The sequence below is a fragment of the Burkholderia seminalis DSM 23518 genome (assembly GCF_902832885.1).
GTDB lineage: Bacteria > Pseudomonadota > Gammaproteobacteria > Burkholderiales > Burkholderiaceae > Burkholderia > Burkholderia seminalis.
This window is the reverse complement of the sequence record NZ_CADFDK010000005.1, coordinates 269,470-284,459: the sequence shown is the minus strand read 5'-3', so window position 1 is coordinate 284,459 and position 14,990 is coordinate 269,470. Positions and strand designations below refer to the sequence as shown.

The window sequence follows — 14,990 nt, the reverse complement described above, 5'->3', positions numbered from 1 at the left end:
GCGTTCAGCTCCCCGGCGTGCTGCTGTCGAGGACGCGTTCGAGCGCGTCGAGCGCGCGGACCGTAGAATCCGGCGCGATGCAGTCGACGACGATCCGCTCCGGCATCGCGCGCAGCCACGTGATCTGGCGCTTGCAGAGCTGGCGCGTCGCGAAAATGCCCTTGTCGCGCATCGTCCGGTAGTCGGTATCGCCGTCGAGGAATTCCCACGCCTGCCGGTAGCCGACGCAGCGCATCGACGGCAGGTCGGGATGGAGATCGTCGCGGCGGCGCAACCGTTCGACTTCGTCGATGAAGCCCGCCTCGAGCATCGCGTCGAAGCGCTGCGCGATCCGTGCGTGCAGCACCGCGCGATCCGACGGTTCGAGCGCGACCGGCACGAAGCGGTACGCGGCCGCCGCATCGTCCGTGCGGCGCGGCGCGGCGAGCAGCACCGACATCGGCTGCCCGCTCAGCATGAAGATTTCGAGCGCACGCTGGATCCGCTGCGAATCGTTCGGCGCGAGCCGCGCGGCCGTGTCGGGATCGACCTGCGCAAGCCGCGCATGCAGCGCGGGCCAGCCGTCGCGTGCGGCGTCGGCGTCGAGCCGGGCGCGCACGTCCGGATCGGCGCCGGGCAGGTCGTTGAGCCCCTGCGTCAGCGCCTTGTAGTACAGCATCGTGCCGCCCGCGAGCAGCGGCGTGCGGCCGCGCGCGACGATCTCGCCGATCAGGCGCAGCGTGTCCGCGCGGAATTCCGCGGCCGAATACGCGTCGGCCGGGTCGATGATGTCGATCAGGTGGTGCGGCACGCTCGCGCGTTCTTCGCGCGACGGTTTCGCGGTGCCGATGTCCATGTCGCGGTAGACGAGCGCCGAATCGACGCTGACGATCTCGATCGGGCGACGCGCGGCGAGCGCCAGCGCCGCGGCCGTCTTGCCCGAGGCGGTAGGGCCGAGCAGGCAGGCGATCGTCGTTGGAGCGGGGTGCAGCGTAGCGCTCATTGGCCGCGCATGAAGAGACGGTCGAGATCGTTCAGCGTGAGCTGATACCAGGTCGGCCGGCCGTGATTGCACTGGTCCGCGCGCTCGGTCGCCTCCATCTGGCGCAGCAGCGCGTTCATCTCGTCGAGCGTCAGCCGCCGGTTCGCGCGCACCGCGTGATGGCATGCGAGCGTGCCGAGCAGCTCGTGCTGCCGCTCGGTGAGCACGCGCGAGCCGCCGAACGCGTGCAGGTCGGCGAGCACCGCGCGGGCGAGCGACTGCAGGTCGGCGTCCTTCAGCAGCGCCGGCACCGCGCGGATCGCGAGCGTCGTCGGCGACAGCACCGCCAGGTCGAAGCCGAGCGATTCGAGCGTGTCGCGTTCTTCCTCGACCGTGCCGATCTCGACCGGCGTGGCCGTCATCGAGATCGGCAGCAGCAGCGACTGCACGGCGACCGTGCGGTCGGCGAGCGCGTTCTTGAACTGTTCGTACAGGATCCGCTCGTGCGCCGCGTGCATGTCGACGATCACGAGGCCGTGCGCGTTCTGCGCGAGCACGTAGATGCCGTGGATCTGGCCGAGCGCGAAGCCGAGCGGCTGCTCGTCGTGCGGGGTGGCGGCGATCGGCGAGGCGGCGAAGCCCGGCAAGGGCGCGACGGGTGCGCCGGCCGAATCGCGTGCGAGGGGCGTCGTGCCGTCCGGCGTGCCGGCGCCGGTGTCCTTGCGGCCGAACAGCGCGTCGTAGAGCGCCAGCGGCTGCGCGACGGGCAGCGTGCCCTGCGTCATGCGCGCCTGGCGCATCCAGGTGTTGCCTGACGACGAGGACGACGGCGACGAGAAGCCACCGCCGCCGCTGCCGGCGCCGCCGCCCGTCGCGTGGCCCAGGTTCTGCCCGAGCGGCGTGTCCAGGAACGAAGACGGCCCGCGCGGCGCGGGCTCGAGATGCGCGGCATGGCCGCCCGCCGTGGTTTCCGGCGACGCGCCCGCATGGCGCGCGAGCGCCCGCTGGACCGCATGGAACACGTACTGGTGGATCGAGCGCGAATCGCGGAAGCGCACCTCGATCTTGGACGGATGCACGTTTACGTCGACGGCTTCGGGCGGCAGGTCGAGGAACAGCACGTACGACGGGTAGCGGTCGCCGTGCAGCACGTCCTCGTAGGCCGCGCGCACCGCATGCGTCAGCAGCTTGTCGCGCACGAAGCGGCCGTTGACGAAGAAATACTGCTGGTCGGCGCGCCCGCGGCTGGCGGTCGGCAGCCCGGCGCAACCGTAGACGGCGAGCGGGCCCGCCTGCTCGTCGAGCGGCAGGTGCGCGGTCGCGAAACCGTCGCCGAGGATTTTCGCGACGCGCTGCGCGGGCTCGGTCGCATTCCAGTGCTCGACGGCCTTGCCGTTGTGCAGCACCGAGATCGCGACGTCCGGCCGCGCGAGTGCCGCGCGGCGGATCATTTCCAGGCAGTGGCCGAATTCGGTCTGCTCGCTCTTGAGGAACTTGCGCCGCGCCGGCGTGTTGAAGTACAGCTCGCGCACCTCGATCGTCGTGCCGGTCGAGCCGGCGGCGGGCGACAGCACGCCCGTCTGCGCGTCGATCTTCATCGCGTGCGCGGCATCGGCCGTCCGGCTCGTGATCGACATTTCGGCCACCGACGCGATCGACGCGAGCGCTTCGCCGGGAAAACCCAGCGTCGCGACGGCTTCGAGCTCCTCGAGCGAGCGGATCTTGCTGGTCGCGTGGCGCATCAGCGCGAGTGCCAGCTCGTCGGGCGGAATCCCGCAGCCGTCGTCGGTGATCGAGATGCGCTTCACGCCGCCTTCTTCCAGCACGATGCGCAGCGACGTCGCGCCGGCGTCCATCGCATTCTCGAGCAGCTCCTTGACGACCGACGCCGGGCGTTCGACGACCTCGCCGGCGGCGATCTGGCTGATCAGCTGGTCGGGCAGGGGCTGGATCGCGCGCAGCGGGCGCGGAGCGGGGGCGGGCGCGGCGCCCGCGGCCGTTTCGGTGATATCGGACATGGCCGAATTATAGCGAGGCTGCGCCCGCGTGCCGGGGCGGCGATCCGTTACGTTTTTTCACGGAGCCTTAAGGTAGTTTCGGTATCATGGCTCCACTGCGCGCGCCGCCCTGGCTGGCGGGCGCCTCTGCCATGTCTGGTCTCTTCCGGCCGCTCCGGCCCTCTCGCCTTCGAGGAATCGCATTTGGATACGCTGCTTCATTTCGTCAATCTTGTCCTGCATATCGACGCTTTCCTCGGCGATTTCATCCGGCAGTACGGCGCGTGGGTCTATCTCGTGCTGTTCCTGATCGTGTTCTGCGAGACGGGGCTCGTCGTGTTCCCGTTCCTGCCCGGCGATTCGCTGCTGTTCATCGGCGGTGCGTTCGCGGCGACGGGCGAAATGAACGTCGGCCTGTTGATCGTGCTGCTGCTCGTCGCGGCGATTTCCGGCAACACCGTAAACTACCTGATCGGCCGCTGGGTCGGCCCGAAGGTGTTCAATACGCACATCCCGGTGCTCGAACGCTTCCTCGACCGCGCCGCGCTGCAGAAGACCCACTCGTTCTACGACAAGCACGGCGGCAAGACGATCGTGCTCGCGCGTTTCATCCCGGTCGTGCGCACGTTCGCGCCGTTCGTTGCGGGCGCGTCGTCGATGAGCGCCGCGCGCTTCCAGCTCTTCAACGTGATCGGTGCGCTGGTGTGGGTGCTGCTGCTCGTGCTGCTCGGTTATTTCTTCGGCAACATCCCGTTTATCCGCCAGTACCTGAACGTGATCGTGCTGGTCGGGATCGGCGCGGCGATCGTGCCGGTCGCGCTCGGCGCCGTGTGGAAGCTGGTGCGCGGGAAGCAGTCGGACAATGCGCAGAAGACGGGCGGGCGCTGAGCGCGCGTTTGCCGTCTCTTTGGCGCAATAAAAAAGCGTGGCGAGTGCCACGCTTTTTTTCGTCCGCCGATGCCGTTACGCGTTGCGATGCGCGACCGGCGTTTCGGGCGTCGGGTATTGCGCGTCGCGGAACGTCTCGAGGATCACGCGGTTGGTGTCGCAGTACACCTGCCAGTAGTGCTCGGGTGCCGTGGACGGGCGTACGAACAGCAACGGGCCTTCCGGCGTGAACTGCAGCACGCCGACGTCCGGCGCCGGGTTGGTCAGCACGTTCGGGATCTGCTGGATCGACGATTTCAGGCGGTTGATCGCGTCGACGGCGTCGACGCTGTTCGCGATCTTTGCGGTCAGGTCGACGCGGCGGTGCGACGTCGCGCTGTAGTTCGCGATGTTGTCCGAGAAGATCTTGTTGTTGCCGACGATCGTGACGATGTTGTCGGGCGTGATGATCGTCGTGCCGAACAGGCCGAGTTCCTTCACGGTGCCCGTGACGCCGCCCGCGCTGATCACGTCGCCGATCTTGAACGGACGCAGCACCTGCATGAACACGCCGGCGGCGAAATGCGCGAGCAGGCCGCCCCAGGCCGTGCCGATCGCGAGGCCGAGGCCGGCGAGCAGCGCGGCGAACGAGGTGGTCTGCACGCCGAAGATCTGCAGGATCGCGAGGATCAGCAGGATCGTCAGCAACACGCCGACGACGGAGGTCAGGTAGTCGGTGAGCGTCGGGTCGACCTTGCCGCTGCGGCGGACGACCTTGCCGAGCAGGCGGGTACCGATGCGGATCGCCCAGCGGCCGACGAACCACAGGACGATCGCGGCGAGGAGGTTGAGGCCGAAGTCGAGGCCGCGGGTCATCAGGAATTGCTGGGCGGTGGCGAGATCGATCATGCGTTCTCCGAAGTCAAGGGTAGAAAGGGCGGCGCATGCACCGGAATGGGTGGCGCTTTTATAACCTGAGCGGGGAGCGGCGGGCAACCTGTCTTACGTTGCTTGACGAAATGAAAGACGGGCAGGACGCGTGTGCGTGCTGCCCGTGGTGGGTGTCGGCCTCGTGCCAAAGGCGTCTGAAATGGCTCGAACAGGTTGTACCTGATGATTCGGCGACCGAGTATCGAGTGCCGTCAACGCATCGTTCGATCGCGAAAATATTGCCGCCCTTGCCAACCGGCATAACGTATCGCATTGCGCGTCCAGCGTATCGCCTTGACGAGCGGGCGAGCGCGGTTGCCACGTATTTTCTCGAGCGGTCGAGCCGCATTCGGCGCGAGTTGCCGGACGATTGCCTCGGGCGTCGTGAACAGCGAGCGCTGCCAGTCCCAATAGATCGCGTAACGCAGCAACACGCCCGCTGTCAGCATGTCGAGCGACAGTCGGCGTTCGCGCCACGGCTGGTCCAGCGCATCATGCGTCAGTCCCCAGCCTGCGTAAAAGGGCAAGCCGTAGGTATGGACTTCTTTCCCGCGCATCAACGCGTCGAAGCCGGCGAGTGAGGACAGCGTATGCAGTTCATCCGCCACGTCGATCAGCGAAATGAGATCAGCGTGCGCATCGACGACGTCTGCGAGGTGCGCTGCGTCGACGAGCCCGGCGCGATTGCCGGACAGCACGTCCGGATGCGGCTTGTAAATGACGAATGCGTCAGGTCGGCGAGCACGCACTTCCTGCAACAAGGCTTCCGACGTGGCTATCGTGCCCGTTCCCAGCCGGATCGACGCATCGTCCGCAACCTGGCCCGCGACGAGGACAATGCGCTTGTCATGCGGAATGCGCCATGTCGGCGCTTGGCGGCCGAGATTGTATTTCGTGAGCCCGAACTGCACGATCGTCTGCCGTAGCGCTGCCGCGCGCCGCAATTCCGGTTCGCTGAACGTCGCCTGGTTGAGAATGACGGTCAGGTCGCTCGGGCGACTCGCGTCGAAATACAGGCCGCGGCGGTCGATCACCTGGCTGCACGGCGGAGACATGTCGGAACCGAGTCCCGTCGAATGGATGAAACCGTCTTCAATCCGGATGTGTGCTGCCCCGTCCGGCAGGCCTTCGGCGGAACGTCCGCCCCATATCGCTGCATGTTCGTCGCTGTGCGTGTCGCGTGGATCCGCAACCCAACGTAATGTCCCGCCCCCTGCCGACAGGTACGGCGTCGCATACGGCCGCTTCCACCACTGGAAGCGCACGCCGGCAACCCGTCCGAGGTCGCTGTAGCGGGCGGCGACGGTATGCTGCAGCTCAATGCAGTCGAGGGCGTTTTCGAGCGTGCCCCGGGTGCCGCGTGCCGGGTCGAGGTAATGCGCGAGTTGCAGGAACACGGCATCGAACAACGCAAACACGGACGGGCGCGCACGCCGCTCCGCCATCGTGGTGCGATCCTGGGTCAGTCCCCAGCCGGCGTAATAGGGTGTACCGAACACATGGACCGGGATGCTGGACAGAAGCGCCGCCATCCCTTCGGACGCGCCGACGACATAGACGGCGTCCACCCGTCGAAGGATGTCCCTCAACGAATGTGCGGCGTCGAGGACTCCGGCATTCCCGGGCAGTTGTGTTTTGTTCGACAACCAATCGCCGGCGCCTGCGTCGGCGGAGCGAAGGATCCACACGTCGGCGCCGGGGTGCGCAATACGTGCTGCATCTGCCATCGCAGCAAAGTTTCCGCGGCGGTGCCCTGCCGGTGTGCAGATATCGGCATGCGACGTTTCTCGTTCGTCGATCAGCACGATGCGCCTGTCGCGACCGGATGCGTGCCATGCGTCCGGCAATTCGGCCACCCGGTGCCGAACGTGCAACGCATCGCTATCGAGGACTCGGTGGATCAGATCGCGACATCGTGCGTTCGCGTCGGCGACGGGCGAAGCCTGGAGCACGCGGTCGAGTGCGGCGACAAGCCCGCCGCGCGCGACCAGATCCGGCGGAATGCGGAACCAGGAAAGAGGCGGCGCATGTCGAACGAAGACGGGGCCGGGACAGACCGGGCAGACGGTACGTCCGAGCGATGCCGACGTGCGGGCAAGCGTGATGCCGAGCCACGAATCGATCCACACGAACGGCGACTTTCCGGTTGGCCACTTGCTTCTGCGCTTGCCGGGCACAATGTCGGTTGCGGCGGGTGGCTTGATTTCGGGCGTCATCTGAGATTCGGTCGGTGCCGGAATCATTTAGCGGAGCGACTCGAGAAAGCCGTCGATTCGTTCAAAGTGCTCGGCCCACGTCGGCGCTCGAAAGCATTCGAGCCGCGCGATCTGGTTCGCTCGCTCGGCGCTGTCCGGCCGGGCGTACGCGCGAATCCGGGAGAGCCATCCCGGCCCGTCGAGCGGGTCGAGATAGTCGGGAATGTCCGACGCGATCTCGTGAAAGACCGGCAGGTCGCTGGCGAGCACCGGCACGCCCAGCATCAACGCCTCGACGAGCGGCATGCCGTAGCCTTCGGCGAACGACGGGAACACGAGCGCTCGCGCATGCTGCAACCACGCATGCAGCCGATCGTCGCTGCAATCCGATTCCTCGATGACCGCACCGCGAATTGTGGCGCACCGCTCCAGCATGTCGACGACGTTCTCGCATTCCCAGCCGCGCCGGCCGATGACGACGAGCTTGGGGGCGGCGTCGCCCATCTGCTCGACCAGGCGTCGCCATACGTGCAGGATGAACCAGTGGTTCTTGCGCGGCTCGATCGTGCTGAGCATCACGAAATAAGGCGCCTCGATCGGCGGCGGGCTCGGCGGATGAGGCTCTACCGCGGGGGCGAGCGGCGCGACGACGACCGGTGGAAGCGGCAGCGACGCTTGTCGCGCTTCGTTCGCCAGTTCGTCGTAAGTCGCCTGTGAATTGCTGATCAGGCCACTCGCATGCCGTAGCGCAGTATGGATGCGGGTGCGATGCGACGCGTCCACACCCGGGCGGCAGTACTCCGGGTGCGTCAACGGAATGAGGTCGTGAACCATGAAGACCGAGCGCGCGTTACGTTGCGCCATCGCCCGATAGTACCGGGTGAACTCCATCCCGTTGTGACTGGTATGCAACAAAATTGCGCGATCGAATCGTGGCGGATAAAGCTGGTTCAGCAACGCGGAAGCAACAATTCTGCGCAGCGCCCATCGATCGTGACTCGACGACAGCAGCAGCGAGAAGGCCTTCTGCGAGTCTTTTTCCGTTAAAACCGTGGAAAAGCCACGTTCGCTCAGGACTGCACGTGCGCGGTCGCCATACCGGCGGATGTAGGCCAGTCCGACTCGGTCTACCCCGGTGGGGATCAGGCCATCATAAAAGCGAGTGGCAAGACGAGTGACGTCTAGAAGTATTTTGGTCACGCGGGTGCAATGTGGTTGTGCTTGCGGAAATGAAAAATGTTTCTGTTTGCCGAAGCTTGACGGCTCATGCAACAATTCCGCCGGGTAATTCTATGGCATCTCGGATGACGGGACAAATCGCGCACGCGTCTATTGACCCGTGCAAATGCCGAGCATGCCAAACCCAATTGAAGCTTGATGTCAGATTTACCGATCCGCTCGCGCCGTCGCGCGCGGCTGCAATGGACTTTTGAGACCGCGCCTGTTTGCACCAAATCGGCCCGCGCCTTGGCGGGCGAAGGATTTGGCTGCTTGTAAGCCAGGGCCGCTGGGCGGCGAAAAACCGAAGGAGCCCCACGGGTGTCTGTCGGCGATTCGGGTGCTCCACGCCGGTGAATTCCCCGGTACATCTTACATTGTGCGGTAAAATCCGGCGGCCTTTGAATGACTGGATTGTTAAATGCAGAGTTTAAATCGCAGTGTTTGGTTGGCTGCTGCCATCGGCGGTGCCATTGGGCTGGCTGCTTGCGGGGCCATTCCCACGTCCGGGCCGAGTCGTTCCGAGATTAATGCTAGTGGTAGCGGCACAAATCAGGTCAGTTCGCAAGGAATCCAGGTCGTCAATGTGACCGATCAGATTGCGCGGCAACTCTACGCCGGCCGCAAGAACACTGATTTCGCTGCAACGTTAGGCGATAACTCGGCGTTTCAGCAACAGCTGGGCGTGGGCGACGTGGTGGAGGTGTCGATCTGGGAAGCGCCGCCTGCCACGCTGTTCGGCGGCGGCACGAGTGACGCCCCGACATCCAGCAGTCTACCGACTGGCGCACGGCTGACCAAGCTGCCGACGCAAGTGATCGACGGGAGTGGCAACATCCACGTGCCGTTCGTCGGTGCCGTCAAGGCGTCGGGCCGTACGCCGAGTCAGTTGCAGGCGCTTGTAGCAGCGCGCCTCAAGAATATCGCGCACGACCCGCAGGTGCTGGTGCAATTGGCGCGTAACGAAACGTCGTACGTCACGGTGGTGGGCGACGTATCGAGCAGCACGCGCATGCAGTTGAGCGCACGCGGCGAGCGCGTTCTCGACGCGGTTGCCGCGGCCGGTGGCGTTAAACAGCCGATCAACAAAATCATGATTCAGGTGACGCGTGGCGAGACGGTTGCGCTCGAGCCCCTGGAGACGGTGATACGTGATCCGCGCCAGAATGTCCCGCTCAGGGCGGGCGATGTCGTTACGGCATTGTTCCAGCCCTACAGCTTCACCGCGTTCGGTGCGACCGGCAAGAACGAGGAAATCAATTTCGAGGCGCAGGGCATCACGCTGGCGCAGGCGTTGGCGCGGGCAGGCGGCTTGCAAGACTCGCGTTCGGATGCGCAGGGCGTGTTCATCTTCCGGCTGGAGGATCAGCAGGCGCTCAATTGGCCCAACCAGCCGGTGCGAACGACGGCAAATGGCAAAGTCCCGGTCATCTATCACATCAACCTCAAAGACCCGGATTCGTTCTTCGTGGCGCAGAGCTTCATGATGGACAACAGGGACGTTCTCTACGTCTCCAATGCGCCGGTGGCAGAACTGCAGAAAGTGCTGAACCTCGTGTTCTCCGTAGCCTATCCGATCGTGTCTGGCGTCCAGACGTTTAAGTGATTATGAAATTTTTGAAGCGAATTAACCGTTTGTTTTTGATAACGGTCGTCATTCCTACTGCTGCTTCGATTGTTTATTTTGGTCTTGTTGCCAGCGATCAATATACGTCGGTTAGCAGTTTTCTGATTCGCAGTCCGCAACAGTCCAGTGCGTCAGGGTTGGGCGGATTGCTGAAAGGCGTCGGTGGATTTTCTCAATCAGACGGCGATGCCTATACGGTTCAGAAATACATTCTTTCTCGTGATGCGATGATGGTGTTGGATAAAGAACAGCACATCAAGTCGGCGTTTCAGAGTGGATCGATTGACTTTATTAATCGTTTTTCTATCTTCGGGCTCAACAGCAGCCTGGAAGAGTTTTATCTTTACTACGGCAAGAATATCGTCGATGCCAAGGTCGAGACCGATTCCTCGATCGTGACGTTGAATACCAACGCATACGACCCCCATCTTGCATGGAGCATGAACAAGCGCCTGCTGGAACTGGGTGAGCGGATCGTCAATCAGATGAATACGCGCGCCCGGGCAGACTTGATCAATACGGCCCAGCACGATGTTGACGTGGCAAAGGAACGTGACCGGGTCGCCACGCTGGCATTGGCGCATTATCGGAACAGTGCGGGCGTGATCGACCCCGAGCGCCAGTCCACGATCCCGCTGCAGCAGGTTGGAAAGCTTCAGGACGATTTGATTGCCACACGTGTGCAGATTGCCCAAATGGAACGATTGTCGCCGAACAATCCGGGACTGCCGACCCTGCGCGATCGCGCGAAGCTGCTGCAGCAGGCGATCGATCAGGTGAGCCAGCGCGTGGCGGGTTCGCAAGGGGCTTCGCTGGCCAGCAAGGCCGCCGAATTCCAGCGTCTGACACTGGAGAAGGAGGTGGCCGACAAAATCCTTGCAGGCGCCATCACCTTGCTGGATCAGGCGCGCGTCGAGGCCGAGCGCAAGCAGCTTTACCTTGAGCGTATTGCTGAACCCAGTCTGCCCGACTATGCGATGAGCCCGCGCCGGGGGCGAGCCATTCTCGCCACTTTCCTGCTTGGCCTTGTCTTGTGGGGCGTGTTGACCATCGTCATCGGTGGAGTGAAAGAACACTATGACCGCTGACTATCGTCCGCCGACATTTTGGGAGCAGTCGCGCATTCAGATCCGCGTGATCTGGGCGCTGGTCATGCGCGAGATGATCACGCGTTTCGGTCGCGAAGGGCTCGGCGTATTGTGGATGATGGCCGAGCCGGCGATGTTTGTTGTCGGCGTGATGATTATTTTCAGTCATACGGAATCGAAGGCCAAGTATTCGGTTGCCGAATATTTGGCGGTCAGCTATCCGACCCTGCTGTTCTGGCGAAATACAGCCAGCCGGGTAATCAAGGCCATCGAATATAATCGCTCGTTGCTGCATCACAAGCCGATCCGCCCGATCGACATACTGTACTCGCGCATCATTCTTGAATTTGCAGGCGCTACCGCTTCGTTTCTCCTGCTGTACACGGTATTGGTGGTGATCGGCATTTGCCAGCTTCCCGCTGATCCGCTCAGCATGATTCTCGGATATTTTTTGGTCGTCTGGTTTTCGTTCAACTTCGTCATGACGATGGCGGCGTTGTCCGAGCTGAGCGAGGCGGTGGAGCGCGTCTCGCACGTCATCCTGTACCTGATGATCCCCTTTTCGGGTGTTTTCATTCCGACATACGTCCTGCCGCCGCGGCTCGCGGAATTGCTGACGTACTTTCCGTTGGTCGACGCGGTGGAGTATTTCCATTACGGATATTACGGGGACCGAATGCCTACGCTGTACTACCTTGGCTATACGGTAACCGTATTGTTGTTTTTTACTCTCTTTGCTCTGTCGATTGCGCACATCGCCATCCGGCGCGTGCAATTGAACTGAGTTGAGGCCGGCATGATTGAACTGCGTAATGTCACCAAACGGTATTCGATCCATCACGGGCGATCGCATCGCGAAGTGCTCAAAGGCGTCAACCTTCGTGTTCAGGCGGGCGAGCGGTGGGGCATCCTCGGCCGCAACGGAGCGGGAAAATCTACTCTGATTCGCATTATCAGCGGGTCGGACAAACCGCATTCCGGCGAGGTCATCAAGACGATGTCGGTATCGTGGCCGCTGGCATTCGGCGGGACGTTCCAGGGTAGCCTGACCGGCAAGGACAATGTGCGGCTGATTGCCCGCATATACGACGTCGATTATCGCAAGACCCTTGATCTGGTCGAGGATTTTGCCGAACTCGGTGCGTATCTTGACGAGCCGGTCAAATCGTACTCTTCCGGGATGGCCTCGAGGTTGGCTTTTGCCATTTCGATGTCGATCGAATTCGATTGCTTCCTGATCGACGAGGGCATGTCGGTCGGCGATCACCGTTTTCATCAGAAATGCAATGTCGAGCTGTTCGAAAAACGGGGTGATCGCGCCATGATCATCGTTGCGCACCAGACGGATCTGATTCGCAATGTCTGCACTCATGCCGCGGTTCTGGAAAACGGCGTGCTCAAGACTTGCGAGACCGTTGAGGACGCGATTCGACTTTATGAGTCGCTTTGAAATAAAGCGAGAGTGAACTCTATGTATAAGGAAGCGGCGTATGCATGACACTGCATATAAGATTGGTGGTCTGGTCATGGATACCTATTTGCCATCGATCCCTTCGAAGATACTCGAGATCGGCGCGCAGAACATCAACGGCACATTGCGAGATCATTCTCCGCGCAATGCCGAGTATGTCGGGCTGGATTTTGTGGCGGGAGACGGGGTCGATGTCGTCATCACCGGCATCAGCGATTGGGGCGTACCGGACGATCACTTTGATCTGGTCATCGCGTCATCGGTCTTCGAACATGACAATGCCTTCTGGCGGACCTTTATCGAGATGTGTCGGAAGGCGAAGCCGGGTGGGCATGTTTATGTCAGTGCGCCTTCCAATGGGTCGGTGCACCGCTATCCGAAGGATTATTGGCGCTTCTACCCGGATTCCGGGCTTGCACTGGAAGAGTTGGCGCGCACCGAAGGCTTTGAGTTGACCCTCGTGGAAAGCTTCGTCGCAGAGCGGGAAGCTGATTCGTGGAACGATTTCTGTGCCGTGTTCCGGCGCGGGCCGTGCGATGCCGAGCTCAATCTGGACTTCGTCCACAACAAGGTGCGTTGTACCAATGCGCTCAACTGGCGGTCGTCGCTGATTGTCGATTCGATGGAAGCGACAGAGGACATGCGTCTTCTGCGTCAGGCACGTGACGACGCGGAGCGGGCTGTCGCGCACCAGCGCTCTTTCGAGGCGCGTCTCGCGGAACTGGCTGATCAGAAGGCGGCGAGCGAAAAGCACTTGCACATCCAGATTGGCGGTCTGACGCAGTTTCTTCAGGAGCGCGACCAGCAACTCGAGACGCAGGGCGGTCAATTGCGGGCACTGACCGAGGAACTTGAGAAGGAGCGTGCCGACGCCATGGCGTCGCAGCGCTCTTTCGAGGCTCGGTTGGCGGAACTTGCGGCCGAGAAGGCATCGAGCGAAGCCGGTTTGCAGACGCGAATCGATGAATTGACGACGCTTGTTCGGACGCGCGACCAGCATCTTGCGGATCAGGACAATCAGTTGCGGGTGCTGACGGAGAGACTCGAGAAGGAGCAGGCCGGCTCTGCTGTATTGCAGCGTGCTTTGGAGGCCCAGCATGCCGAGTTCGACGCTCAGAAAACGGCGAGCGAAGTGCGCTTGCAGGAACGGATCGGCGAATTGGTACAACTGATTCGCGAGCATGACGAGCATCTGGACGAACAGAGCGGGCAGCTGCAGGCGCTGACTTCCGAGCTTGCGACGGAGCGGGCAGAGGCGACTGCGAGACAGGGGGCTTTCGAGGCCGCGCTTGCGGAGCTTGCTGTTCAAAAGGCAGCGAGTGACGAGCGCCTGCAGGAGAGATTCCGTGAGATTGGCGGGCTGACGCGGCTTATCCAGGAGCGTGATCAACACATCCACGAACGTGATCACCATATCGCGGAATTGCGCACGCAGTTGCAGGCAATGACGTCGGACCGCGCGAGGGAGCACGCCGACTCCACGGAGATGCAGCTTGCTCTGGAAGCGCGGCTCGCGGAACTTGCCGCGCAGAAGGCGACAAGCGAAGAGCGCCTGCACGAGCGTTTTCGCGAGATCGGCGGGCTGACGCGGCTCATTGTGGAGCGCGATCAGTACATTCAACAGCGCGATCAGCAAATTTCCGGCTTGAAGATGCAGATCGAATGGTTATGCCGGGTTATTTCGGTGTTGACGAAAGGTTTTTCGACTTCCAGCAAGGCGCGAGCGCTCGCCTGGCTGCCGGCGTATTTCAGCCACAAGAGACAGAAGGTCTCGCTGAAAGAGCAAGGCTTGTTCGATCCGGATGATTATGTCGCTACCTATCCCGACGTTCTGGAAGGCAGGGCAGACCCTCTGCGGCACTACATCAATCACGGCATCAACGAGGGACGCATTATTAAAAAAGGGGTGCGACTGTGATCGACACTATCAATGAGAGAGAAGTAGCCGCTATTCGCGGGTGGAAGCATTTCGATGCCGAGTGGTATTTGCGAGAGTATCCGGATGTCGGCTGGATTGGTCTCGAGCCGGCATATCACTATTTGTGGATAGGCGCCCGGATCGGCCGACGGCCGTCGGCCAACTTTACTTATTTCACGGAAAATTATTCCGGAACCAGAGATCTCCTGAAAAGAATCGATGAAGGCGATTTTTCGGATCGGCCGGATATCGGGCATGTGCGCGCGCAGCCGGCGGAGTTCGTCGGCCCGGGCGGCATCGACGTGGCTGCGGTTCAAGGCATGTCCGTGGCCGTACACGCGCATATGTACTATGCGGATCTGGCCGGCGAGTTCGCGCAGTACCTGAGCCGGATCCCGTGTTCGTTCGATCTCTATGCTTCCACGGCAAACGAGGCGGCCCGCGAGTCCGTCGAGAAGGTATTTGCGACCATCCCGAATGCCGCCCGCGTTGATGTTCGTGTCGTGCCCAATATCGGCCGTGACATCGCTCCGTTCGTTGTCGAGTTCGGCAAGGATCTGGCGAAATATGACGTCATTTCGCACATCCAGACGAAAAAGTCGTTGTACAACAACGGGAAGACGGACGGCTGGCGGGAGTATCTGCTAGGTTCGCTGTTCGAGCAGCCGGAAAGAATCGCACTGTTCTTGCGCGCTCAAGAGCGGTCGCTACGGGATGA

11 protein-coding genes and 1 pseudogene are annotated in these 14,990 nt (G+C 62.3%); 7 read left to right on the top strand and 5 right to left on the bottom strand.

Translation table 11 applies throughout. The features are described 5' to 3' along the window. Nucleotides 1-4: 4 nt before the first annotated feature. Nucleotides 5-982: a tRNA (adenosine(37)-N6)-dimethylallyltransferase MiaA gene (gene miaA / locus HWX00_RS18310; protein WP_175027624.1), complete on the bottom strand. Its 978-nt coding sequence runs from the start codon at nt 980-982 to the stop codon at nt 5-7. Next, nucleotides 979-2,979 carry a DNA mismatch repair endonuclease MutL gene (gene mutL / locus HWX00_RS18305; protein WP_175027623.1) on the bottom strand — a complete coding sequence of 667 codons (2,001 nt, stop codon included), beginning with the start codon at nt 2,977-2,979 and terminating at the stop codon, nt 979-981. Before mutL ends, miaA begins: the two co-directional genes overlap by 4 nt. A 183-nt stretch (nt 2,980-3,162) precedes the next feature. Here mutL and HWX00_RS18300 point away from each other — a divergent pair, with 183 nt between their 5' ends. Then, a complete protein-coding gene (locus HWX00_RS18300; RefSeq protein WP_034187182.1) occupies nt 3,163-3,846 on the top strand; it encodes a DedA family protein in 684 nt (227 codons plus the stop codon). Nucleotides 3,847-3,921: 75 nt separating this feature from the next. On the opposite strand, the gene HWX00_RS18295 is transcribed toward HWX00_RS18300, so the two are convergent. The 3 genes from HWX00_RS18295 to HWX00_RS18285 all read right to left on the bottom strand — a co-directional run bounded on the left by HWX00_RS18295 (nt 3,922) and on the right by HWX00_RS18285 (nt 8,150). Next, on the bottom strand, nt 3,922-4,734 hold the full coding sequence (locus HWX00_RS18295; protein ID WP_034187183.1) for a mechanosensitive ion channel family protein: 813 nt from the start codon (nt 4,732-4,734) through the stop codon (nt 3,922-3,924). A gap of 233 nt (nt 4,735-4,967) precedes the next feature. Continuing rightward, nucleotides 4,968-6,971, bottom strand: coding sequence for a capsular polysaccharide biosynthesis protein (locus tag HWX00_RS18290; RefSeq protein WP_059557369.1), 2,004 nt, complete (start codon nt 6,969-6,971; stop codon nt 4,968-4,970). Between the two features lie 27 nt (nt 6,972-6,998). Further along, nucleotides 6,999-8,150 (bottom strand): glycosyltransferase family 4 protein, encoded by a 1,152-nt coding sequence (locus HWX00_RS18285; RefSeq protein ID WP_049034365.1) that lies wholly within the window; start codon nt 8,148-8,150, stop codon nt 6,999-7,001. Between the two features lie 439 nt (nt 8,151-8,589). Here HWX00_RS18285 and HWX00_RS18280 point away from each other — a divergent pair, with 439 nt between their 5' ends. The 6 genes and pseudogenes from HWX00_RS18280 to HWX00_RS37175 form a co-directional block, all read left to right on the top strand. Further along, on the top strand, nt 8,590-9,774 hold the full coding sequence (locus tag HWX00_RS18280) for a polysaccharide biosynthesis/export family protein (protein WP_034187185.1): 1,185 nt from the start codon (nt 8,590-8,592) through the stop codon (nt 9,772-9,774). Nucleotides 9,775-9,776: 2 nt separating this feature from the next. Beyond that, the gene (locus HWX00_RS18275; protein ID WP_034187186.1) at nt 9,777-10,883 is read left to right on the top strand and encodes a KpsE/RkpR family capsule polysaccharide export protein; all 1,107 of its coding nucleotides are present in this window, start codon (nt 9,777-9,779) and stop codon (nt 10,881-10,883) included. After that, entirely contained in the window at nt 10,873-11,667 is a 795-nt protein-coding gene (locus HWX00_RS18270) for an ABC transporter permease (RefSeq protein ID WP_034187187.1), read from the top strand. The genes HWX00_RS18275 and HWX00_RS18270 overlap by 11 nt, the downstream gene beginning before the upstream one ends. Before the next feature lie 12 nt (nt 11,668-11,679). Continuing rightward, entirely contained in the window at nt 11,680-12,333 is a 654-nt protein-coding gene (locus HWX00_RS18265; protein WP_034187188.1) for an ABC transporter ATP-binding protein, read from the top strand. 76 nt (nt 12,334-12,409) lie between these two features. Next, the gene (locus HWX00_RS18260) at nt 12,410-14,272 is read left to right on the top strand and encodes a methyltransferase domain-containing protein (protein ID WP_175027622.1); all 1,863 of its coding nucleotides are present in this window, start codon (nt 12,410-12,412) and stop codon (nt 14,270-14,272) included. A 320-nt stretch (nt 14,273-14,592) separates the two neighbouring features. Further along, a pseudogene (locus HWX00_RS37175) lies at nt 14,593-14,937 on the top strand (rhamnan synthesis F family protein); the annotation flags it as partial. Nucleotides 14,938-14,990 lie beyond the last annotated feature (53 nt).

Coding starts and splice junctions, on each gene's coding strand:
- HWX00_RS18270 (WP_034187187.1), top strand. CDS start 10,873: ATGACCGCTGACTATCGTCCGCCGACATTTTGGGAGCAGTCGCGCATT.
- HWX00_RS18280 (WP_034187185.1), top strand. CDS start 8,590: ATGCAGAGTTTAAATCGCAGTGTTTGGTTGGCTGCTGCCATCGGCGGT.
- HWX00_RS18265 (WP_034187188.1), top strand. CDS start 11,680: ATGATTGAACTGCGTAATGTCACCAAACGGTATTCGATCCATCACGGG.
- mutL (WP_175027623.1), bottom strand. CDS start 2,979: ATGTCCGATATCACCGAAACGGCCGCGGGCGCCGCGCCCGCCCCCGCT.
- HWX00_RS18260 (WP_175027622.1), top strand. CDS start 12,410: ATGGATACCTATTTGCCATCGATCCCTTCGAAGATACTCGAGATCGGC.
- HWX00_RS18290 (WP_059557369.1), bottom strand. CDS start 6,971: ATGACGCCCGAAATCAAGCCACCCGCCGCAACCGACATTGTGCCCGGC.
- HWX00_RS18295 (WP_034187183.1), bottom strand. CDS start 4,734: ATGATCGATCTCGCCACCGCCCAGCAATTCCTGATGACCCGCGGCCTC.
- miaA (WP_175027624.1), bottom strand. CDS start 982: ATGAGCGCTACGCTGCACCCCGCTCCAACGACGATCGCCTGCCTGCTC.
- HWX00_RS18275 (WP_034187186.1), top strand. CDS start 9,777: ATGAAATTTTTGAAGCGAATTAACCGTTTGTTTTTGATAACGGTCGTC.